This is a genomic window from Novacetimonas pomaceti, assembly GCF_003207955.1.
Classification (GTDB): domain Bacteria; phylum Pseudomonadota; class Alphaproteobacteria; order Acetobacterales; family Acetobacteraceae; genus Novacetimonas; species Novacetimonas pomaceti.
Genome location: NZ_NOXG01000015.1, coordinates 15,776 through 38,469 on the forward strand (window position 1 = coordinate 15,776; position 22,694 = coordinate 38,469).

Here is a 22,694-nt window from a genome sequence, read left to right on the forward strand (position 1 = left end):
TGTCACAAGGACGCGCGCAGCATGAGGATGGTTCCGGTCGCCATGACATTGAACAGGGAAAGCGGCAGCAGGACCTTCCAGCCCAGCGCCATCAGCTGGTCGTAACGCGGGCGCGGCAGGCTGGCGCGCAGCAGGATGAAGAACGCCACCATGCCCGCGGTCTTGAGCGCGAACCACACGATGGGCGGTAGCAGCGGCCCGCGCCATCCCCCGAGATACAGCGTGGTCACAAGGCTTGAGACCAGGACGATCCCCGCATATTCGGCAATGAAGAACATGCCGAATTTCATGCCCGAATATTCGGTGTGGAACCCCGCGCCAAGCTCGTTCTCCCCTTCGGGAAGGTCAAAGGGCAGGCGGTGTGTCTCCGCGATGCCGGCAAGCATGAACACGCCAAAGCCGACGCATTGCGGGACGATGAACCACAGTCCGTCCTGTGCCACCACGATATCGCGCAGGCTGAACGATCCGGCCATCATGACCACGCCCAGCAGGGAAAGCCCCATGAAGACTTCGTAGCTGATCATCTGTGCTGCCGCCCGCATGCCGCCCAAGAGCGCGAATTTGCTGTTGGATGACCAGCCGGCCAGCACGACGGCATAGACCCCGAGCCCCATCATGCCGAGGATGAACAGCAGCCCCACATTCATGTCACCCGCGATGCCCGCGCGTATCGTGACCGGAATGACGGCAAAGGACAGCAGCACCGTCATCATGCCGATGGCAGGCGCAAGGATGAACACCCCCCGGTCGGCAAAAGGCGGCACCCAGTCCTGCTTGAACAGGATCTTGGTCCCGTCCGCCACGGCCTGGAACATGCCGCCCGGCCCGACGCGGTTGGGACCGTGACGGTCCTGCCACAACCCCAGCAGCCGCCGTTCGACCCATGTCAGCACGGTGGCGAGGCCAAGGATGAAAAGGGGTGTCAGGACAATGGCGCAAAGTAATGGATACGTCATGGCCTTTCCCCTTCGTCCGGTATCATCTCCAGCCGGGCCATGCGGGGGAAACGCAGGGCCCGCGCGACCATGTGCGCCGGACACAGGACCACGCCCGCAGGCAGCCCGGGCACGACTTCTACAGGCAGCGCATGCGCCCCGTCGCCCAGATGCAGGATCGCGTGTCCCGACCCGGCCATGCCGGCCGGCAGGCCCAGCGTTGGCGCGGCCGAACGCGCCATGACGGGGGGCGAGAGCATGCTCAGCTCCTCGCTGCCGAACAGGCGCGTTTGTGGCAGCACCAGAACACTGTCCGCCCGTGCGGCATGGGGGGCGGGAATATCCGTGGCACAGGCATGGGGGGAATGGGGCCCGGCCCCATCCTCCGCATCGCGGGGCAACAGCCGGATGCCGGACGCCCCGCCACGCATGGGACCACCGATTTCCTGCTGGAAACGGTTCAGCGCCTGGACCGAGTTCCATGGCGATGCCTGATAGCCCGGAACCAGCGCGGCGGGCATGTCGGGGCCGTATGCCCCCTCCATCGAACTGCTGAACGGGGTGTCGGGGCTGCTGGGTGGTGGTTGGTCACGCACGGTTATGTACGAACGGATGACGGTTCGCCCGCTGGCGCGATAGGTCTGGCTGCGCAGCTTCTGGCCGTTCATGCGGTAATCCGCCCCCGGCGCGGCCCCCAGCGCCGGGGCAAGGCAGGGAAACACCCCCGCCATCGCGGCAAGGACATCGTCAAGATCCCGCCAGCCGGTCAGGCCCGTCATGTGCGCCATGGCCGGGTCAGGGCTGCGGGCCAGCGCCCGTATCCAGCGCCATGCGGCCTGTATGGGGGCAGGGGGAAAGACCGCCTGGAAAAAGCGTTGCGCCCTGCCTTCCTGACTGACCAGCGTGCCGGTGCATTCGCTGAAGGCGGCGGCCGGCAGCACAAGGCCGGCCTGCGGGCACAGCGGCGTCGTGATGTGGTCGATCACGACGATATTGGGAACGGCCGCCACAAGTTGCGTCACATCCGCCGGGTCAAGGCGGCGGGTCAGGTCATTTTCCACGATGATCAGGGTGGAGATCCCGCCCGCCCGTGCCTGTTCCAGCACCGTTTCCAGCGTCAGGCCCCCCATCATCGCCAGCCCCATGCTGTTGCATTCCGGCAGGACCAGCGACAGGCCCGCCATGGGGGTCGCGCGCGCAAGGGCGGCGGCAATGCTGGCGGCGGCCCGCATCAGCGCGGGGGAGGCGTATTGCATGCCCGAGACAACCAGCGGCTTTCGCGCGGCCCCCAGCGCCTGCGCGATTTGCGTGGCAAGGCGCGCGTCGTCCGGCGCCAGATCCATGACCGGCGGGGCGGAGGGATCGATTTCATGGGCGATGGCAAAGCCCAGCCGCGCGATATCGTCGGGCGCCGCGCGGTGCGTCCGTGCGGCCACACCGTCCAGATCGGTTGGCGCGGGCGTCAGGACATGCAGGGTGGACGGGCACTCGCTCCCCAGCGTGCGCACCGCCGCATCCATCCAGCGTGGCACCCTGGCGTCGTCCGCCGCGTGGAAGGAGGGCTGGCGCACCGACTGCCGCAGCGACAGGCCAAGCCGGGGGGCCGTGGTACAGACATCCTCGCCCAGGACCAGCACGGCATCGGCGCTTTCCATCTCATGCAGGGTGGGAAGGGCGCCCTGATGCCGGGCGAGCAGGTCGTGGGCCAGTTCCGCGCAAACCTGTTCGCGCTGCGTCTGGCCGGTGGAAAAATGTTCCGGCCCCACCAGCGCATGCAGGCTGAAACATGTCTCGAGCGACGCGCGGGGGGAGGCGATGCCCACGATGCGTCCCCTTGGCGTTCCCGTTGCGGCCATGCGTGCGAAGGCCGCCATGGCATCGGCCATGGGGACGGGCACCTGCCGCCCGTCAATGGCGCGCAGTGGCGTGCGGATACGTGTTGGCGCATTGGCAAATCCATGGCCGAACCGGCCCCGGTCGCACAGCACGTAGCGATTGACATCGGCGTTATAGCGGTTGAGGACGCGGCGGAGTGTCTCCTCGCGCGCATTGACGATGGTATTGCATCCCACCGCGCAATGCACGCAGACCGACGGCGCGCCACGCATGTCCCATTTCCGGCTGTAGACGGCGGAAAACGGCCTGTCGGTAAACACGCCGGTCGGGCAGATTTCCACAAGGTTGCCGCTGAAGGCATTCTGTAGCGCGCCATCGGCGGCACGGCCGAAATACACGTTGTCATGCGATGCGAAGGCCGCCAGATCCTCCCCGCCCGCATAATCACGATAGAACCGCACGCAGCGGTAGCAGGCGATGCAGCGGTTCATTTCATGCTTCACGAACGGCCCGAGGTCCTGGTTGCGGTGGGTGCGTTTCGTAAAGCGGTAGCGGCGGGTGTCATGCCCCGTCATGACCGTCATGTCCTGCAGGTGGCATTCGCCGCCTTCCTCGCACACGGGACAGTCATGGGGATGATTGACCATCATCCATTCGATGACGCTGGCGCGGAAATCCCGGGCTTCCGGATCGTCAACGGAGATGATGGCATTGTCGCTGACGGGCGTCATGCAGGCCATCACGATGCGGCCTTTCGTGTCGTCCGGCCCGCTGAACTGTTTTATGGCGCACTGGCGGCACGCCCCGACGGAGCCGAGTTCGGGATGCCAGCAGAAATAGGGCAGGCTGGCCCCTGCCTCCAGACAGGCCTGCAGCAGGTTGATGCCGGTGCGCGTCGGACAGTCCCGTCCATCGATGCGGATGCTGGTCATGTCCGCGTCTCCGCCTGTTGTTGCGGGCAGCGGCCGTGGCGGATGTGGTCGGCAAAATCGGCGGCAAAAAGCTTCAGCCCACTGGCAAGCGGCGCCATCGCCCCCGGCGCATGGGCGCAGAAGGTCCGGCCCGGCGCGCCCAGCATGCGGGCATGGCGGCCAAGCTGGTCCAGGTCTTCGTCATGTCCCGTCCCGTCCTCGATCGCGTCGAGCAGGCGTTCCACCCACGGCAGCCCGTCACGGCATGGGGTGCACCATCCGCAGGATTCCTGCGCGAAGAAATGTTCAAGGTTGCGGATCATGCCGATGGGGCAGGTCCGGTCATCCAGAATGATGGCCATGCCGGTCCCAAGCCGGCTGCCCGCCTTTTCCACCGATCCGTAATCCATCGCGACATCAAGCGCCGCAGCGTCAAGGAACGCGGTGGACGCCCCGCCGGGCAGCAGGGCGCGCAGCTGGTATCCGGGGCGCATGCCGCCCGCATGTTCCTCGATGATCTGGCGCAGCGGCGTGCCGATCGGCAGTTCCCATGCGCCCGGCCTCGCCACGCGGCCGCTGACGCCATAGATCTTGGTGCCCCCGTCCTCCCCCAGGCCAAGGCCCGCGAACCATTCAGGCCCGTTGGCGACGATATGGGGCAGGTTGCACAGCGTCTCGACATTGTTCACCACGCTTGGCGCGCCCCACAGGCCGCCGGCCTGGGGAAAGGGCGGCTTGCTGCGCGGGGTGGCGCGGCGCCCTTCGAGCGCGGTCAGAAGGGCGGTTTCCTCGCCACAGATGTAGCGCCCGGCACTGGAATGGACATGGATGTCGAAACCGAAGCCGGAGCCAAGGATATCATCGCCCAGCCACCCCTGCTGTCGTGCCTCGGCAATCGCGTGGTGAAGGCGGGCGCGGGCCAGATGGTATTCCCCGCGCAGGAAAACGATGCCATGCCCCGCCTGCACGGCATAGGCCGCAAGGATCATCCCCTCGACCAGCTGCAGCGGGTTGCCTTCGATCAGCAGGCGGTCCTTGAAGGTGCCCGGTTCCATCTCGTCGGCATTGGCGATCAGGTATTTGCGGCGTTCGGCGGCGGGCTCCTTCGGCACGAAGCTCCATTTCTGCCCGGTGCCAAAGCCCGCCCCCCCGCGTCCCCGCAGCTTTGAGCGCGTCACCATGTCGATGATTTCGGCAGGCGAAAGGCCGCCAAGCGCCCTGCGCGTCGCCTGCCACCCGCCGGCACGTTCATACGCAGCACAGTCCGGCGGCCCGGCCGCGGGATCGATCATGGCGGTCAGGGGACGTTCGGAAACGGATGTCATGGCGTCTCCCTCAGCGTGGCGATCAGGTGATCGAGGGCCGCCATGTCCACGTCGCCATGCAGCGTGTCATCCACCAGCATGGCCGGGGCATGGTCGCAATGTCCCAGGCAGACCGTGGGCAGCAGCGTGATGGCGTTGTCCGCCGTGGTTTCCCCCGGCCGGATGCCCAGCGTCCGGCACAGATGGGCGCATAGCGGTTCGCGCCCCATGATCCAGCATGAAACGCTGTCGCACAGCATGATGACATGCCGCCCGACCGGCCTGCGGAACAGCAGGTTGAAATAGGTGGCGATGCCATCCAGGTCATCGTCCGACATGCCCAGCAGGGCGGCCACCTCGCGCAGGTGCGCGGTGCTGAGCCAGCCAAAGCGGTCCTGCACCAGCCGCAGCGCCGCGACGCTTGCCCCGCGCGGGTGCAGTTCCTGCGCCGCAAGGGCAAGGATTTCCGTCCGCATGGACGTGGGCAGGGGGGGCTCAGCGGTCGACATCGGCCATCACGAAATCGATGCTGCCCAGGATCGCGACCAGGTCCGCGATCATGATGCCGCGGCCAAGCAGCGGTATCATCTGCAGGTGGGCAAAGGATGGCGTGCGGATGCGCGTGCGGTACGACGTGGTCCCGCCATCGCTGATCAGGGAATAGGTATTTACGCCCTTCGTGGCCTCTATGCTGGCGCGGGCCTCCCCCGGCGGGATGACCGGTCCCCAGCTTGCGTTGAGGAAGTGGTGGATCAGGGTTTCGATATCATGCATCGTCCGCGCCCTGGGCGGCGGGGTGGTCAGGGGATGGTCGGCCTTGACGGGGCCTGCCGGCATGTTGTCCACGCACTGGCGGATGATGCGCAGGCTCTGGCGTATTTCCTCGACATGCACGGCGATGCGGTCGTAACAGTCGCCACTGGCGCCGGTTGGGATATCGAATTCAAGCTGGTCATAACAGGCATAGGGCGCATGCCTGCGGTAATCCCATGCCCGTCCCGTGGCGCGCAGCCCCGGCCCGGTGACGCCCCATGCGATGGCCTCTGCCGTGGTATAGGCGCCGATCCCCTTCGTCCGGGCGCGAAAGATGGGATTGCGCATGACCATCGCGTCATATTCGTCCAGCCGCCGGGGAAAGTCATTGAGGAATTCGCGGATCAGTCCTTCCCATCCCTGCGGCAGGTCCATGGCCACCCCGCCGATGCGGAACCATGCCGGGTGCATGCGAAAGCCGCATATCGCCTCGATGATCGCAAAGACGCGCTCACGGTCGGTGAACATGAAGAAGACCGGCGAAAGCTGCCCGACATCCTGCGCCATCGTGCCGTAGAAGACGAGGTGGCTGGCGATGCGGAACAGTTCCGCCAGCATGACGCGGATCATCTGCGCGCGGGGCGGCACGGTAATCCCGGCCAGGGTCTCGACCGCCATGACGTAGGGGAAATTGTTCATGACCCCGCCGAGATAGTCCACCCGGTCGGTATAGGGGATGTAGGTATGCCATGACTGGCGCTCCCCCATCTTTTCCGCGCCACGGTGGTGAAAGCCGATATCGGGCACGGCATCGACGATCCGCTCCCCCTCCAGCTGCAGGGCGATGCGGAAAACCCCATGCACGCTGGGATGATTGGGGCCGAGGTTGAGGAACATGAAATCGCTGTGTTCACTGTGCCGGCGCATGCCCCATGCGGACGGGTCGAAGCGCATGGCGTCCTGTTCACGCGCTTCGTGTTCTTCCGTCAGGCTGTAGGGCGGCATTTCGGTGGCGCGGGCATGATGGTCCTTGCGCAGCGGATGGCCGGTCCATGTGGGCGGGGTCAGGATGCGGCGCAGGCAGGGATGGCCATGGAAATCAATGCCAAACAGGTCCCAGACCTCACGTTCGTACCAGTTGGCGTTGGGCCACAGGTCACAGATGCTGGGCAGGGATGGCGCGGTTTCGCCAAGGGGCACCTTGATCCGTATTTCATCCGCGCGGGTGATGAGTGAAATCAGGTGATAGACGATCGTGAACGCGGATGCGGGCTGTCCGTCGCGATTGGCGCGGTCGCGTTCATCGATGGCGGTCAGGTCCAGCAGCATGAGGGACCCGGCATCCGCTGTCTTCAGCGCGGCAAGGGCGGGGCGCAGGTCGGCCGCCGCGATCCAGATGGTGGGAACCCCGTCGCATGTCTGCTGGGTGGCGAGGATGCCATCGGGAAGCCGGGCCGCGATCGTGCCCGCCAGACCCGGTTCGCGGGCCGGGGAAAGGAGGGCGGTCATGAAATCAGATCCCGTCGGGCGTGCGCAGGTCGCGCATGCCCTGACGCCCGGCGCGTTTTTCATCGCGCAGGCTGGGTGGCGTGACGGGTTCCGCGCCCTGCGGTCCCACCATCCAGCTGAGTGGCCTGCGGCGCGTGCCGATGGATTTCTGCAGCAGCATCAGCCCCTCCAGCAGCGCTTCGGGACGGGGTGGGCAGCCGGGCACGTACACATCCACCGGCAGGAAGCTGTCCACGCCCTGCACGACGCTGTAGATGTCGTACATGCCACCCGAATTGGCGCACGATCCCATGGAAATGACCCAGCGTGGCTCCAGCATCTGGTTGTAAAGATGCTGGATGACGGGGGCCATCTTGGCGAATACGGTGCCGGAAATGACGATCAGGTCGGCTTCGCGTGGCGTGGCGCGCAGGACTTCGGACCCGAAGCGGGCAATGTCGAAGCGACTGGTGAATGCCGTCGCCATTTCGACGTAACAGCATGACAGGCCGAAATTCAGTGGCCAGATGGAGTTCTTCTGTCCCCACGCCACGAAATCCTGCAACCGGCCCATGACCAGGTTGCGGCGCAGGGTTTCACTGAAACCCGGCGTGGGCTGCGTCCGTCCGGTGGCACTGGCGGAAGAAAGGGACCAGTTCATGACGGCTGATCCTTCCGCATCTCCGCGACAGGGCGCATGGGAACGCGCGGCCCCCAGTCCAGCGCCCCGGCACGCCACAGATAGGCAAGCGAAACCGCCAGAAAGACAATAAAGGCGAATGCCGCGGCATACCCGACCCATCCCGTTTCGCGCACGACCGTCGCCCATGTCATGAGAATGGCCGTTTCGACGTCGAATATGACGAAGAACATCGCCACCATGTAATACTGCACAGGTAGCCGCAGGCGTGCCGATCCCGTGGGCACGATGCCGGATTCAAAGGGTAGGGACATGGAACGGCCCATGTCCATGCCGCTTCGCCGGGTGCCAGTGATGGCGGACAGTCCCAGCATGCAGGCCAGAAGTATTCCTATGACGACAGCATAGGTAAAAATCGCCCACATGTCGGGAATGTTTTCCATGACTGACAGTTCCGCTTCTGTTTTTTATTCCGAACGGAGGTAATTTTCATAATGCCGTCTGCGGTGACGGGTGATAACCGGCCGTCGTTTTTGGGAACGCTGCATGTATCGCCCGATGTATTCCGGGCGGAGGTACGGGATGCCGGAATATGCGTCCAGTCGCCTATACGCGGCACGAAAGGGGAAGTTGCGGTCCAATCAGGCAGGTTTTTCAATTAAACAGGACGGGTTGTTCCTGCCTGGGGGAGGGATGCCAGAATCCTGTTTCAGGAATTTTTGAAAAATCCTTATAGGACTATGGTTCTTTAAAAAGTCCGTATCTGGAAACCGCTTGCCGGGAATTGCATCAAGCGCGGGTCAGTCCCTGAACCTGCCCCACCCATTTTAAAGAACCTGATGACCTGTCAGGAATTTCAGGATTGTCTTTGTTCTGCGGGAAAATAACGGAGTAAAGGCAGGCAGTTCGGATTACATAAGGCCCCCGCCGTCCGTTCTTACCTGTCCAGCGACCAGGGAATGACGGCATTTTCAATCCGCCTGACCTTAACGCCATAGACGGAGCGCATGAGGTCATCGCGCAATACCTCCGCAGGCGGCCCATGCCGCACGACGGCCCCGTTATCCATCAGCACCAGTTCGTCACAGAACCGCGCCGCCAGCACCAGATCATGAAGCACGACGATAATTCCCTTGCCCTGCGCCGCCAGCACGCGGAGCAGGTGCATCATTGACAGGGCATGCGCGGGATCCAGCGCCGCGATGGGTTCATCCGCAAGGATGACGGGGGTTGCGGTTGCCAGCGCGCGCGCCAGGTTCATGCGTGCGCGCTCCCCCCCGGACAGGTGGCTGGCGGGACGATCGCGCAGGTCCAGCAGGCCGGTGGCCGTCAGGGCGTCGTGGACCGCCGGGTGGCTGGCCGCCCGTTCCCCCGTCTGTCCATGCGGCAGGCGGCCAAGTGCCACGAGGGCACGTAACGGCATCGGCGGGGGCTTCTGCCCTTCCTGCGGTATGAAGGCAAGCTGGCGGGCGCGCTGATGGGCGGTGATTTCGCTGATGTCGCGACCGGCAAGGCGGATATGCCCGCTTTCGGGCCGCAACAGCCCTGCCAGCATGCGCAGGAACGTGCTTTTGCCCGCGCCGTTCGGCCCGATCAGGCCCATGACCCGCCCGGCCCGCAATGTCAGCGATGCCGCGTCGACCACCCTGCGTTCGCCACGCCGGAACGAGGTTCTTTCAGCCTGAAGCAGGATCATGACGCGTTTCGTTTCAGCATGATGACGCGGGCAAAGAAAATGGGCGCCCCCACCAGCGCCGTCAGCACGCCCAGTTGCAGTTCCGGCCCCACCGCCACGACACGCACCACCATGTCCGCCAGTACCAGCAGGCAGCTTCCACCCAGCAGCGAAGGCAGCAGAAGGCGCGATGGCTGGTGCCCCGTCAGGGACCGTAAAAGATGGGGCACGACCAGTCCGACAAACCCGATGGCCCCGGAAACAGCGACACACGACCCCACCGCCAGCGCCGCGCCCAGCACGATGCGCGTCTGGATGCCCCACGACCCACGCAGGCGAAAGCCAAGGCTTTCGGCCACGTCCTCGCCCAGTGTCAGGGCATCCAGCGCCCGGGCGGCGGAAAACATCAGGGCAATGCCGACAATAACGCCGGGCAGGCTGATCCACACATGGGTGAATGTCCGGTCCGTCAGCGATCCCATGAGCCAGTGCATGATTTCAAACGAGGCATAGGGGCTGGGCACCAGGTTGAGGGCCAGTGCCGTCAGCGCGGCCGTGAAGCTGCTGAGCGCGGCACCCGCCAGCAGCAGGACCAGCGTGCCGCCCTGTCCCACCAGTCCCATCAGGGTGGCCGCCGCCGCCAGCGCCCCGACCAGCCCCCCCAGCGGGAGCGCCACGATAGAAAGCTGCATCAGCCCGGTATAGAACACCAGAACCGCGCCAAGTGCCGCCCCCCCCGATACGCCCAGGACCCCGGGATCGGCCAGCGGATTGCGCAGGTATCCCTGCAACGCCGCCCCCGACAGTCCCAGTGTCCCGCCCACCATGATCGCAAGCAGGCTGCGCGGCAGGCGGAGTTCGCCAAGGATAATCGCGTTTGCCGTATGCCGGCCCGCCGCCATGTCCCCCAACGCATCCATGAAGGGCAGGCTGGTTTCCCCCCACATGAGGGAGGCGCAGAACAGGCCGGCCACCGCCACCGCAAGCACGCCATTGAGCAGGAAGTTTGCGGAAACTGGTTTCACGGCGACTTTTCCAGGTTTCGCCGCGCGTCGCGCAGCAGGGCAAGGCTGTCGAGTGTCTGGGGCAGGCCGCACAGCCACAGGCGGGCCGGCAGATCCAGATGATGGGAACCGGCGAAGGCGCGTCGTAATGCCGGATGGTCCAGCATCGACTGCGCCATGGAATTCCCCGCGCCGGAACGGTCAAGGACCAGCAGGTCGGGGGGACGGGCGATCAGCACTTCCATGGAAAACCGCGATGACTGCGCATGCCTCCCCACCGTGGCGTAATTGCGCAGGCCCGCATGCGCCAGCACGTCATCGGGCAGGGAACCGGCATATGTGACAAAACCGTTGGCGGCATAAATCGCGGCGGTCGGGTCGTCAGGGTGTCGGGGGATTGAAAGGGCGGCAAGGCGCGTAGCGAATGCCTCGGCCAGCGCGCGGCCGCGTTCCGGCGCCCCGATGGCGTTCGCCACCTGCATGATCTGGGCCGGGATGTCCGCAAGGCCCGTTGCCGGCGGCAGCGCGAGAACCCGCGCGCCGCTTTCCCGCGCGGCCTGCATCGCGACCGCCGCGCTGGCTGCGGTATAGGTGCTTCCCAGCACGACATCGGGATGGGCGGCGACGATGTTTTCCGCGCTCTGCCGGATGACGGGCACATGTCGCGCCTGTTCGCACAGCACGGAATCCCAGCAGTCCCGGGACAGCGGGCTAAGCCCCACGATCTGTTCGGGCTGCGCCAGCATGAGGACAAGCTGATCGGCGCAGAGGTTGAGCGACGCCACCCGTGGCAGGGCACGCGCCTGCGCCGTCCCGGCACACGCCACGATACCCGCCAGCAGTACCCACGCCGCCCGTTTCATGTCAGTAATTCAGCATGAAGCCACCATAGCCCGCCCGTCCGGGCTGGAGGTAGCCGATCGGTTCTTCATACTGCCGGTTCAGCAGGTTGTCCGCGCGGGCATAGACCGAGACATACCTGTTGACCCTGTAATTGGCCGCGACGTCGATCGTCACATAGCCATGGCCCTTGGCGCAGGTGCTGCATGTCTCGGTTCCGATGACCGGCAGGTCGCGCCATCCGCTTGTGTAAAGGATGTTCCCCGAAAATGTCAGATCCTTGATGGGCTTCCATGTCGTGTTGAAATTGAATTTGTGCTGGGGACGGCGCTGCAGTTCCGTCCTGTCCGTTTCATCGCGCGCATGCGTCCAGGTGTAGCTGAGATTGAACTCAAGGGTGCTGAGCGCCTTCCAGTTCAGGAACGCCTCCACCCCGTACATCCTGGCCCGCGCGACGTTGGAATATGAATAGTTGTAGTTGTACGAGGAATCGATCGAAAGGGAGGACTGGATCAGGTTGCGCGCCCGGTTATCATACCATGTCGCGCCGAAATTCAGCCGGTCATGCAAAAGCTTCTGTTCCACGCCGGCATCGTATCCGATCAGCTGCTCGGCCTTCAGGTTGGGGTTTCCCTTTTCGGAATACCCGACGCCAACCTGGTTGGCAAACAGCTGGTACAGCGACGGGCCGTGAAAACCCGACCCCGCGCTGGCCTTGATGATCGTGCCGGTGCCCGGAACATGGATCGCGGGCGCGACGCGCCATGTCACATGGTTGCCATAGCGGGAATTGGCATCGTAACGGATATTGGCGGCGCCATACAGGATATGGTTCCAGTTGCCCTGGTACTGCCCGTAACCCGCGGTCGTATCCATGCTGGCGGATGTGTTGTATCCGCTGTCCCACATGCTGGCGGCCGTATGGCTGGTATTGAACGTATCGTGGAAATGTTCCGCGCCGATCAGCAGCTGTCCATACTGCCGGAAATTGAACGTGCCGTGCCAGTCCACCTTCAGGCGGCTGGAACGGTAATAGTCGGGATCGGGGTTGACCGGGCTGCCATAGCTTGTGCCCGTTTCCGTCCAGCGGTTGCGGTTGGTCATGTATCCCAGGCCGATGACCTGATCAAACAGCCCCTTGAACGAGACGAGGTGGGCGGTCCCCCGGACGATGGCTTCGTTCTGGTTGTTCTGTTCCCGCACGCCCGAATCCCCGTACAGGGATTCACTCTGCAGGTCATACAGGGAATAGGAATGATTGTTCGCCTGTACCAGGCGCGCCGTCAGGCCAAGGTCAAGGTTGCGCGTGACATCGTAGCCCAGCCGGATATTGGCGCCACGGTTGTCATTGCGGTTGCCTTCATGCCGCTGGGCGCGGTCCGCGTGATAGGCGCGTTCGATATAGGTAGGGATGTTGTTGAACCCGTCCATCCGGTAATGGGACAGTTCGACATTGTAATGAAACCGCCCCTTGCTGCCCCGCGCGCCAAAGGTCTGGTTGAACGTGCCGTAACTGCCGCCCTCGATACGTACGAACGGCTTGAAACGGCCCTGTCCCTGCGTGGTCGTGATGTCGATCACGCCCGCCATGGCGTCCGCGCCATACAGGCCGCTTTGCGGGCCGCGCAGGATCTCGATCCGCCCCATGCCGTCGGTGACGAACTGGCCCGCGTCGAACATGCCGCTGGCGGAACTGCCATCGTTGATGTCCATGCCGTCAAGGCGGACCTTGACCTCGTTCGCGTTGTTGCCGCGCATGAAAATGGAGGTGCTTCCACCCGGGCCGCCGGTCTGCACGACGTTGAGTCCCGGCTGGCGCGTCAGGATATCGGCCAGCCCGCGACGCTGCTGCGTCTGGATCTGCTGTTCGGTGATGATGGTCATGCTGGTGCCGATGTCATCGACGGCCGTCGGCCTGCGCGCGGCACTGACGCTGATGAGTTCGGGCTGCCCCGCGTTGCCGGGGGAAATGACGGCCTTCGATTTCCCGGTCCGCACGACGTACTGCTTCGGGGCCTGTCTGGCCGGGGTCCGGGATTTCGCGGAATCATCCGCCTGCGCCACGCATGTTCCCATCGCCACGAACGTGGTCGATGTAATCAGGAGGGTACGAAAAATATGCATCAGGATCAGGTCTCGCGGTCAAGTCATCGTTGCCACGAGAGCGTGCCGCCATGCAGGCAGGGTTTGCCCGTCACCGCCTGACGTCACACCGTCAGGACACCCCGCCCGACAGTTCCCGGTTGCAACAAATGCGGACGGCAGGTCTCCTGGCTTGCGGCGTCGCCTTGCGCATGACCTTCCCGGGAAGATGCATTCCCAGTGGTCCGGACCACGATGTCCGGCGATGCGCAGGCATACCGCTTACAGTTGCGGGGACAGCCGAAGCATTGGATCGCAATCCGCACTTCGTTCCCTTTTACTCCTTCGACAAGAAGGAACCGTCGGCGTGTCTTCTGGTATGCTCCGCCCTTTCTGTCAACCCGATTGTATCGCGCGCGATCCGGTGGGGATCACCGCAGTGCCGCGGCAACCAGCGCGTCCAGCGTGGCGGGGCCGTCCTTTGTCCCGACAAGGGGGGAGAGCAGCCCGTCGGTCGCCAGGACGGCAAGGCCATGGACCTTGCCCCACAATCCCGCCATGACGGCCGCGCGCGAAGACGCCCCCGGCGGTCCCGCACGCCCGCCATCCGCCAGCGCGGCAAGGCAGGAAAAGGCCCGGGCGGAGGCACGGGCCAGCTGCCCATGGTCGCGGTCTATCGCGTCGCTGCGGAACATCAGGGTGAACAGGCCGGGATTGGCGAGCGCGAAATGCACATAGGCCAGTCCGACCGTGCGTGGCCCATGCGTCCGCGCCGCCTCCATCGCGTCGGCCAGTTCGTCATATCCCGTCGCCGCCAGCGTGCTGAGCAGTCCTGTCAGGTTCCCGAAATGCGGCGCCGCGGCCGTGGCGGATACGCCCGCATGGCGCGTGATGGCCCGCAGCCCCAGCGCGCCGATCCCCCGTTTCTCCAGCAGATGGCGGGCGGATTGCAGCAGGGCGGCGGGCAGGCCGCCATGGTGATAGGGGGACTTGGGCGAGGGGGCGGGCTTCATGGTCATGTGCGTCCTGGGATATCCTCCATCCCAGACTTTACACTGTATATTTCTGCTTGACGAGGGATGTTCCGCGCTTCAGTCTTTACGGTGTAAAGAATCGGGGCCGCCATGACTGAAAACCGGATATCCGTCACACGCGAACTGACAGCGGAGGGGCTTGAAATCAGGGGCGTCCTGCCGCCGGGCCTTTCTGGAACCCTGTACCGCAACGGTCCCAATCCACGTTTTCCCGGCGGGGACGCGCACTGGTTCCTGGGGGACGGGATGGTCCATGCCATGACGCTGGGGCCGGGCGGGGCGTCCTACCGGAACCGCTGGGTGGTGCCGGCCGGGCAGGCACGCCTGCTGGGCAAGGCGAACACGAACATCATCCGTCATGGCGGGCGGATGATGGCGCTGGAGGAGGCGCATGCGCCGGTCATGTTCGACCCACACCCACATCCACCCCCCGGCGCGACCGGCCCGATGCCGGCCGCATGGCATGTGGGGACGGCCCCCTTTACCGCCCATCCGAAGCATGATCCCCATACGGGGGAACTGGTGTTCTTCGGTTACGCGGCGGATGGTCCGTGGTCGGACGCCATCCGCTGCGGCACGCTGGCGCCATCGGGGCGGCTGACATGGGAAACGCGCATCAGGGCACCGTTCTGCAGCATGATACACGACATGGCCGTAACGCCGGATCATGTGCTTCTGCCGGTCCTTGCGCTGGTGGGAAGGGCGGACCGGACGGACCGTTCGGGGTTCGGGTTTGCATGGCAACCCGAACTTGGCGGCAGGCTTGCGCTATTGCGTCGTGGCGGGGACGGGCGGGACGTCCGATGGTTCGATGCGCCCCCCGGCTATGCCTTTCATATCGTCAATGCGTGGGAAGAGGGTGGCCGCCTGTTCCTTGATCTTCTGGTGTATGACGAACCGCCGCTGTTTCCGCGCGGCGATGGCGCACCCTGTTCCTGCGCTGGCGTCCGCCCGCAACGCTGGAGCGTTCCGCTCGATGGCCCGGGCGAGGCGCGCGTGACGGCGTTGCCGGACGTGACGGGCGAATTCCCCCGGATTGACGAACGTTTTGCCGGGTCGCGCCACGCGCGGTTCTATCTGGCCAGCCGTGCGCCGGGAGGCGGCGCGGGAAGTTTTCACGCGATCACCCGCATGGATGCCGAAAGCGGGGAGGGGGACGGGTTCGATTTCGGCACCGATGCGTCGGTCAGTGAGCCGGTATTCGTCCCGCGTGCCCCCGATGCCGCCCGGGACGAGGGATGGCTGCTGGCAGTGGCGTGGCGTCCCGACTGGCGGACATCGCGGCTGGTGGTCTTCGATGCCGGTCATATCGTGGACGGCCCCGTGGCAACTGTCATCCTGCCGCAGCGCGTCCCCGATGGTTTTCATGGCAATTTCATTCCCGATGCCCATCCCGGCCGGGGGATCGCCTGATGCAGGCGCGTGGCGGTATTGTCCCCCTGTTGATGGAGGCGGGCGGGATCATCATCTTTGCCGTCCTTGCCAGCATGGGGCGCACGCGCCTTGCGATCGCCGCCACGGTCGCGTTCGTGGCGTTCGATGCCATGCGCCGGGTTCGCGGTCATCTCGGCATGCCGCGCCTGTGGGTCCTTTCAAATGGCCTGGCCCTTGTGCTGGGCGTGGTTGACCTGTCGTGCGCGACGCCTTTCCTGTTCCGTTACGAATCTGTGTTCACCAACATTGTCCTCGCCGCGGCCTTTGCTTTGGGCGCCTTTGGACGGAAATCGATTGTCCAGACAATCGTGGAGGAACGGCAGGGCATGCCCATTTCATCGGACCGGGTCGGCCTGCTGGCCTTCTTTCGCGCCTTTACCCTGTTGTGGTCCGGCTATTTCATGCTCAAGGCCATGGCATATCTGTGGATGGCGGTTTACCTGACGCCCGAACGCGCCCTTGCGATACGCGGCACGCTGGGAACGGGCAGCCTGGTGGCGATGATCCTGCTGGGCCAGAGGGGGGCGGATGTCTTTCGCCTGTGCCGGCGCATGGGGGTTTTCCGGCAGGGGGCATGAGGGATCCTGCCGCGCCCCATCCCATGGGCCGTGCGATCCGGGCCGCCGGTTGACGGGGACGCGGGAAGTATCTACCGCTCGGGGTTCGTTGCGATGACCGAAGGTTTGATCCGATGCCGCGTCCGAAGCTCCTGCCGCTTTCACTGTTTGCCCTGTTCATGGGCTCCACGGCCTGGGCGGCCGATCCGGGCGCGCCACCGACCCCGGTACACCCGGTTTCACAGACCTATCACGGCGTGCGCGTGACCGATCCGTATCGCTGGCTGGAAAACAGTGACGACCCGAAGGTCATCGCATGGTCGGCGGCGCAGAACCAGCGCACCCGCGCCTATCTCGATCACCTGTCGCAGCGGCAGGTGATCTTTGACCGTCTGATGGCCGCCTATCGGGCGCAGTCGCCGTCCTATTCGGATTTCCATCTCGCGGGTGGTCATGTGTTCGCGCAGGCCATGCTGCCGCCGCACCAGCAGCCGGTGGTTGGCGTCATGAATGGCGACGCCAGTCCGAAAACGTTCCGCACGATCGTCGATCCCAACGTCATCGACCCGTCCGGGCAGACCGCCATCGACTGGAGCGTCCCGTCACCCGATGGCAGGCTGCTGGCCGTGTCCCTGTCGCGGAACGGGACGGAAGATGGGACCGTGCATGTATTCGACACGAAGACCGGCAGGGAGACCGCCGATATCGTGCCCCGCGCGCAATACCCGACTGCGGGCGGCAGCCTGGCATGGAAATCCGACAGCAGCGGGTTCTGGTACACCCGCTATCCCGGCGATGAACGGCCCGAGGCGGACCGCCATTTCTACCAGCAGGTCTGGTACCACAGGCTCGGGACGCCGGTATCGCAGGATGTTTATGTCGCGGGACGGGATTTCCCCAAGATCGCGGAAATCGCGCTGGACAATTACGGCGTAAGCCAGAACGCGAATGCCGTGCTGATCTCGGTCGAGGATGGCGATGGTGGCCGGTTCCAGCAATACGTCATCAACCAGAAGACCGGACAGGTGACGCGCATCAGCGATTTCGATGACCGTGTCGTCGCCGCCGCGATCGGTCCGGACGATCATATCTACCTCGTGTCGCGCAAGAACGCGCCGCGTGGCGAAATCCTTGAGGCAAGCGTCGATCACCCGGCGGTGGCGGATGCGAAACGGCTGATCGCGCAGGGCGATGGCGTCATCATGGGTGGGGCGGAATTTGGCGGCGCGCCGGTGATCGCGACGCGTGATGCGCTGTATGTGCGCGAAATGGTCGGCGGGCCGAGCCGTGTCTCGGTCTTTGCCCCCGACGGGAAGCCGAAAGGCGACCTTCCCCTGCCTTCGGTGATTTCGGTTTCGGACGTGACCCCCATTTCCCATGGGGACATGCTGGTATCCTTCAACAGCTACCTGACCCCGCATCAGGTGATGCGCTACCGCCCCCGCACGGGAAAGCTGAAGGCGACCCCGCTGTCGAGCACAAGCCCGATTTCATTCGCCGACTGCGAGGCCGTGCGCGCCACGGCGACGTCACGTGACGGAACCCGCGTGCCGATGACGGTCATCCGGCGCAAGGGAACCGAACGCGATGGCCAGAACCCGACGCTGGTTTACGGATACGGCGGATATGGAATTTCGGAAACGCCGCGCTTCCTCGGGGCATGGATGCGCGCATGGCTGGACGCGGGCGGCGTCTATGTTGATACCAACCTGCGCGGCGGCGGGGAATTCGGGGCGACATGGCACGAGGATGGCGCCCTGACGCACAAGCAGAACGTCTTTGACGATTTCGCTGCCGTCAGCCGCCAGCTGATCGCGGACGGATATACCTCTCCCACCCGGCTTGCGGCCCTTGGCGGCAGCAATGGCGGCCTGCTGATGGGGGCCGCGATGACGCAGACACCGGAACTTTACCGCGCGGTCGTGTCGCTTGTGGGGATTTACGACATGACGCGGATCGAACTGGACCCCAATGGTGAATTCAACGTGACGGAGTTCGGAACGGTCCGCGATCCGGCACAGTTCCGCGCCATGATCGCCTATTCCCCGTACCAGGCCGTCAGGCCGGGGGTGAAGTATCCGGCCGTCTTCATGGCGACGGGAACGCATGACGGGCGCGTCAATCCCGCGCAGTCGCGCAAGATGATCGCAAAGCTTCAGGCCGATACGGCATCGGGATATCCGATCTACCTTTCCATCAGTGACAAGGCGGGACACGGCATGGGCAGCGCCGTCAACGTGCGTCTGGGACAGACCGCCGATTACGTGGCGTTCCTGTTCGATCAGCTGGGAATGAAGCTGTAATCACGCCCCGATCGTGCATGACGGCGGCCTGTCCCGCCATCATGCGCGGCCTGATGGGTATCACTCGGTGGCAGGGGAAGCGCCCGGGGCAGCGTCTGGGGCAGTGTCTGGGGAAGCGGCAGGGGCGGGGGGCTGCGCCGGTTGCGTGCCGGTCACCCGCCAGACGGTGTTGCCCACGTCATCAGCGACAAGCAGAGCCCCGTCGCGATCCAGCGTCAGGCCCACCGGCCGGCCGTGGACATGCTTTTCGTCAGGGGTCAGGAAACCCGTCAGGACATCTTTGGGCGTTCCTGAGGGATGGCCGTCGACGAACGGGACATAGATGACACGATAGCCGCTTTTGGGCAGGCGGTTCCATGAACCGTGCTGCGCGACAAACAGCCCCTGCCGCCAGTCTTCGGGCAACAGGCTGCCGCCGGAAAATGCGATGCCAAGCGATGCTGTATGCGGTCCCAGCGCGTAATCCGGCGCGATCGCGCGCGCCACGAGGTCCGGGCGCCGGGGCTGTACGCGCACATCGACATGCTGCCCGTAATAGCTGTAGGGCCAGCCGTAAAAGGCGCCTTCCTTAACGGCGGTTATGTAATCGGGCACGATGTCGCTGCCGATTTCATCACGTTCATTGACCGCGACCCACAGCGCGCCCGTCGTGGGTTCCCATCCCAGTCCGTTGGGATTGCGCAGGCCGGTTGCGTATTCGCGCATCGTGCCGGACGCCAGGTCGTACTGGTAAATCGCCGCGCGTCCCTTTTCCGCGTCCATGCCGTTGTCAGCGACGTTGCTGTTTGAACCGACCGTTATGTAAAGCTGTTTTCCATCGGGACTGGCGATGACGTTCTTGGTCCAGTGATGGTTGTACCCGGCGGGCAGGTCCACCACCTTTACCCCCGGTTCGGTAATGCGTGTCTCGCCATCATGATAGGGAAAACGCATCAGGGCGTTGGCATTGGCGACATACAGGTCATTGCCCACCAGCGCCATGCCAAAGGGGGAATACAGGCCATCGAGGAACACCGTGCGCATGTCGGCATGGCCGTCCCCCTTTGTATCACGCAGCAGGATGATGCGGTTTGGGCTTTTTTCGCCCGCGCCGACCTGTCCCTGGATGAAGCGGGCGACGCGGCTTTTCAGCGTCCGGACATCCGTTCCGGGCGAATTGCTTTCAGCGACGAGGATATCGCCATTCGGCAGCCTATAGAGCCAGCGCGGGTGATCGAGGCCGGTGGCATAGCTTTCGACGCTCAGGCCCGGCGCCACGACGGGGTGCGACCCGTCGTGCCATCCGACAGGCGTGGCGATATTGACGGTCGGCATCAGGGTCTGGTTGGGCGCGGGAAGGGCAGGGTGCGGTCCGATGCCGGCCGTGACCGGCAGGGAGGCCTGTTCGGGATGGACGACGATTCTCCATCCCGCCAGCCCGATCACCACGATGCCGACCACCGCGCCGGTCAGGTAAAACCTGTAACCTGTCTTCATTCCGCACTCCTCGTTCATGCCCGATGCCGATATTGCGGCCATCGGGGCTGCGCCGCCCATCTCGTCGCGCTTCGGGCATCCTGTCATGCACAACAGACAATTCCCTTTGCAGGTTTCCTGTCCGTGGTCACATCATGTTCCCGCGTGGGAAAAGGCACAGGATATTTTTCCTTCCCTTGCGCGGCTGTCCGCCGGGCTTGCCAAAAACGCCACGTCATGATGTGGTATGTTATAATATTATATTTTATCGGGTGTCTTATGCTGTCAAAATCATTTCTCCTCGGGTCCGCATCCGTTTTCCTGGCCCTGGTGGCAACGGGTACCGCCCGCGCGGAAGAAGGCATGTGGACGTTCAACCACCTGCCTGTCGCAACCTTGCAGAAAACCTACGGGTTCGCGCCCGATGCCGCGTGGATCCAGCATGTCGTGCAGTCGTCGGCGCGGCTTGCCGAAGGGTGTTCCGCCTCCTTCGTGTCGGGGGACGGGCTGGTCATGACCAACCATCACTGCGCCAATTCCTGCCTCGCTGCGCTGTCTGACAAGACGCACGATTATTTCCGTAACGGCTTTTACTCCCACTCCCCCGCCGAGGAGCGCCAGTGCCCGGGCATGGAGCTTGACCGGCTCGACAACATCAGCGACGTGTCCGCCCGCGTGACCGACGCGACAAAGGGCACGAGCGGTGCGGCCTATACGGCGGCCCTCCAGCAGGTGGAAAGCGAACTGACGAAGGATTGCGTCAATGGCGATCCGACGCACTGGCGCTGTGACATGGTTTCGCTGTTCCATGGGGGGCAGACCGCGCTTTATCGCTATCGCCGCTATCAGGACGTGCGCGTCGTCATGGCGCCAGAACAGGGGATTGCTTTCTTCGGCGGCGATCCCGACAATTTCAGCTATCCGCGCTATGACATCGATCTTTCGATGCTGCGGGTCTATGACGGGGGCAAGCCGGTCCATACCCCGTTCCTGCAATTCGATCCCATGGGGCCAAAGGCGGGGGACCTGGTGTTCACGTCGGGCAATCCGGGCCGGACGCAACGCAGCCTTCCGGCATCTGCCCTGGCGTTCCAGCGCGATATCGTCAATCCCGCGATCATCGGATACCTTTCCACCCGCGAGGGGATGCTGTGGGAATATTCCCGACAGAGCCCCGGACACGCCAAGGAAGCGGAGGATGCGCTTTTCAGCATCCAGAACGGGCTGAAATCCTATTCCGGCACGCAGGCCGCGCTGCGCACGGGTGACATTGTCGCGCGCCGTGCGAAGGAGGATGCGGCCCTGCAGTCCTGGATCGATGCGGATGCGGGCCGTCGCAAGGAGTATGGCCAGCCTTTCCACGACATTGAACAGGCCATCGCGGTCGAAAAGACCCTCTTTCCCGCCCATCTGGCGCTGCGCATGGCCCTGCCGGGACTGGCGGAGGATGCCATGACGCTGGTGGACGGGGCGAGCGAGCGTGAAAAGCCGGATGCAAAACGGCATGCGGGGTACCATGAGGCGCAGCTTGGCGAAGTCGAGACGTCCCTTGGCGCGAAGGAGCCCGTCTATCCTCAATTGGAAACCGACACCCTTGCCCTTGGCCTGACCCTGATGCGCCAGACGCTGGGGGCGGATGATGAACTGGTCAGGACCGTCCTTGGCACCGACAGCCCGGAGGCGCTGGCCGCCCGGCTGGTGAAGGGGACGAAGCTGGCCGATCCCGCCGTGCGCGTGGCGCTGTGGAAAGGTGGGCAGAAAGCGGTGGAAGCGTCATCCGACCCGATGGTCGTTTTCGCCCGCAGGATCTATCCCGCCTATGCCCAGATGCGTGAACGGATGCTCAACGAAGTGACATCGCCGCTGCACAAGGCCGAAGGCGATATCGCGCGCGCCATCTTCGCACGGGCCAGGGCGGAGGGACATGCCGATGATATCTATCCCGACGCGACGTTCTCCCCCCGGCTGTCGTGGGGCACGGTCAAGGGATGGACGGAAAATGGCAAGGACATCCCGCCCTTTACCGATTTCGCGGGCATGTACCGTCATGCCACCGGCAGCGATCCGTTCGAACTGCCGAAACGCTGGCTGGATGCGAAATCCAAGGTGGACCCCGCGACCCATGTCGATTTTGTTTCAACGAACGATATCGTCGGCGGCAATTCGGGATCGCCGGTCATTGACCGCAATGGTCATGCGGTCGGGCTGATTTTCGATGGCAACCTGCCCAGTCTGGCGGGCGACCTCTATTACGACATTTCCAACAACCGGGCGGTTTCGACCGATACCAGCGCCATCATCGCGGCGCTGCGGGATGTGTATAACGAACCCACGCTGGTGCATGAACTGATCGACGGACATCAGGCGACGACGTCGGGCGCCACGAAGCCCTGACCGGGGTAAAGGCCGACCGGGGATTTTCGGCCCCGGGTCGGCCATT

Annotated in this window: 17 protein-coding genes and 1 riboswitch; of the genes, 4 read left to right on the plus strand and 13 right to left on the minus strand. The window is 64.4% G+C overall.

The features are described from left to right. Positions 1-2 precede the first annotated feature (2 nt). The 12 genes from nuoH to CFR71_RS11370 all read right to left on the minus strand — a co-directional run bounded on the left by nuoH (position 3) and on the right by CFR71_RS11370 (position 14,484). Positions 3-959: an NADH-quinone oxidoreductase subunit NuoH gene (nuoH, locus tag CFR71_RS11315; RefSeq protein WP_110531159.1), complete on the minus strand. Its 957-nt coding sequence runs from the start codon at positions 957-959 to the stop codon at positions 3-5. Then, positions 956-3,706, minus strand: a complete 2,751-nt coding sequence (nuoG, locus tag CFR71_RS11320; protein WP_110531161.1) for an NADH-quinone oxidoreductase subunit NuoG — start codon at positions 3,704-3,706, stop codon at positions 956-958. Before nuoG ends, nuoH begins: the two co-directional genes overlap by 4 nt. Beyond that, entirely contained in the window at positions 3,703-5,010 is a 1,308-nt protein-coding gene (gene nuoF, locus CFR71_RS11325) for an NADH-quinone oxidoreductase subunit NuoF (protein ID WP_110531163.1), read from the minus strand. The genes nuoG and nuoF overlap by 4 nt, the downstream gene beginning before the upstream one ends. After that, entirely contained in the window at positions 5,007-5,498 is a 492-nt protein-coding gene (nuoE, locus tag CFR71_RS11330) for an NADH-quinone oxidoreductase subunit NuoE (protein ID WP_110531165.1), read from the minus strand. The genes nuoF and nuoE overlap by 4 nt, the downstream gene beginning before the upstream one ends. Beyond that, positions 5,485-7,251: an NADH-quinone oxidoreductase subunit C/D gene (gene nuoC, locus CFR71_RS11335; RefSeq protein ID WP_110531231.1), complete on the minus strand. Its 1,767-nt coding sequence runs from the start codon at positions 7,249-7,251 to the stop codon at positions 5,485-5,487. Before nuoC ends, nuoE begins: the two co-directional genes overlap by 14 nt. Before the next feature lie 4 nt (positions 7,252-7,255). Beyond that, entirely contained in the window at positions 7,256-7,891 is a 636-nt protein-coding gene (locus tag CFR71_RS11340) for an NADH-quinone oxidoreductase subunit B (RefSeq protein ID WP_110531167.1), read from the minus strand. Then, positions 7,888-8,313, minus strand: a complete 426-nt coding sequence (locus tag CFR71_RS11345) for an NADH-quinone oxidoreductase subunit A (protein WP_110531169.1) — start codon at positions 8,311-8,313, stop codon at positions 7,888-7,890. The genes CFR71_RS11340 and CFR71_RS11345 overlap by 4 nt, the downstream gene beginning before the upstream one ends. Before the next feature lie 494 nt (positions 8,314-8,807). After that, positions 8,808-9,566, minus strand: a complete 759-nt coding sequence (locus CFR71_RS11350) for an ABC transporter ATP-binding protein (protein ID WP_110531171.1) — start codon at positions 9,564-9,566, stop codon at positions 8,808-8,810. Further along, complete coding sequence (locus CFR71_RS11355) at positions 9,563-10,570, minus strand: FecCD family ABC transporter permease (RefSeq protein ID WP_207781375.1); 1,008 nt, start codon at positions 10,568-10,570, stop codon at positions 9,563-9,565. The genes CFR71_RS11350 and CFR71_RS11355 overlap by 4 nt, the downstream gene beginning before the upstream one ends. After that, the gene (locus CFR71_RS11360) at positions 10,567-11,412 is read right to left on the minus strand and encodes an ABC transporter substrate-binding protein (protein ID WP_110531173.1); all 846 of its coding nucleotides are present in this window, start codon (positions 11,410-11,412) and stop codon (positions 10,567-10,569) included. The genes CFR71_RS11355 and CFR71_RS11360 overlap by 4 nt, the downstream gene beginning before the upstream one ends. A gap of 1 nt (position 11,413) precedes the next feature. After that, on the minus strand, positions 11,414-13,513 hold the full coding sequence (locus CFR71_RS11365; RefSeq protein ID WP_110531175.1) for a TonB-dependent receptor plug domain-containing protein: 2,100 nt from the start codon (positions 13,511-13,513) through the stop codon (positions 11,414-11,416). A gap of 119 nt (positions 13,514-13,632) precedes the next feature. Then, a riboswitch (cobalamin riboswitch) is annotated at positions 13,633-13,850 on the minus strand. A gap of 52 nt (positions 13,851-13,902) precedes the next feature. Further along, entirely contained in the window at positions 13,903-14,484 is a 582-nt protein-coding gene (locus CFR71_RS11370; RefSeq protein ID WP_110531177.1) for a TetR/AcrR family transcriptional regulator, read from the minus strand. A gap of 111 nt (positions 14,485-14,595) precedes the next feature. Between CFR71_RS11370 and CFR71_RS11375 the strand changes: the two genes are divergently transcribed. From CFR71_RS11375 to CFR71_RS11385, 3 genes are all read left to right on the plus strand, one after another. Beyond that, positions 14,596-15,918 (plus strand): carotenoid oxygenase family protein, encoded by a 1,323-nt coding sequence (locus tag CFR71_RS11375; RefSeq protein WP_110531179.1) that lies wholly within the window; start codon positions 14,596-14,598, stop codon positions 15,916-15,918. Beyond that, a complete protein-coding gene (locus CFR71_RS11380) occupies positions 15,918-16,517 on the plus strand; it encodes a hypothetical protein (protein ID WP_110531181.1) in 600 nt (199 codons plus the stop codon). Before CFR71_RS11375 ends, CFR71_RS11380 begins: the two co-directional genes overlap by 1 nt. 113 nt (positions 16,518-16,630) lie before the next feature. Beyond that, positions 16,631-18,799: a prolyl oligopeptidase family serine peptidase gene (locus CFR71_RS11385; RefSeq protein WP_239020383.1), complete on the plus strand. Its 2,169-nt coding sequence runs from the start codon at positions 16,631-16,633 to the stop codon at positions 18,797-18,799. Between the two features lie 60 nt (positions 18,800-18,859). Here CFR71_RS11385 and CFR71_RS11390 read toward each other — a convergent pair whose 3' ends face one another. Then, the gene (locus CFR71_RS11390) at positions 18,860-20,275 is read right to left on the minus strand and encodes a PQQ-dependent sugar dehydrogenase (protein WP_110531183.1); all 1,416 of its coding nucleotides are present in this window, start codon (positions 20,273-20,275) and stop codon (positions 18,860-18,862) included. 309 nt (positions 20,276-20,584) lie between these two features. Between CFR71_RS11390 and CFR71_RS11400 the strand changes: the two genes are divergently transcribed. Then, positions 20,585-22,648, plus strand: coding sequence for a S46 family peptidase (locus tag CFR71_RS11400; RefSeq protein ID WP_239020384.1), 2,064 nt, complete (start codon positions 20,585-20,587; stop codon positions 22,646-22,648). The last annotated feature ends 46 nt before the right edge of the window (positions 22,649-22,694 follow it).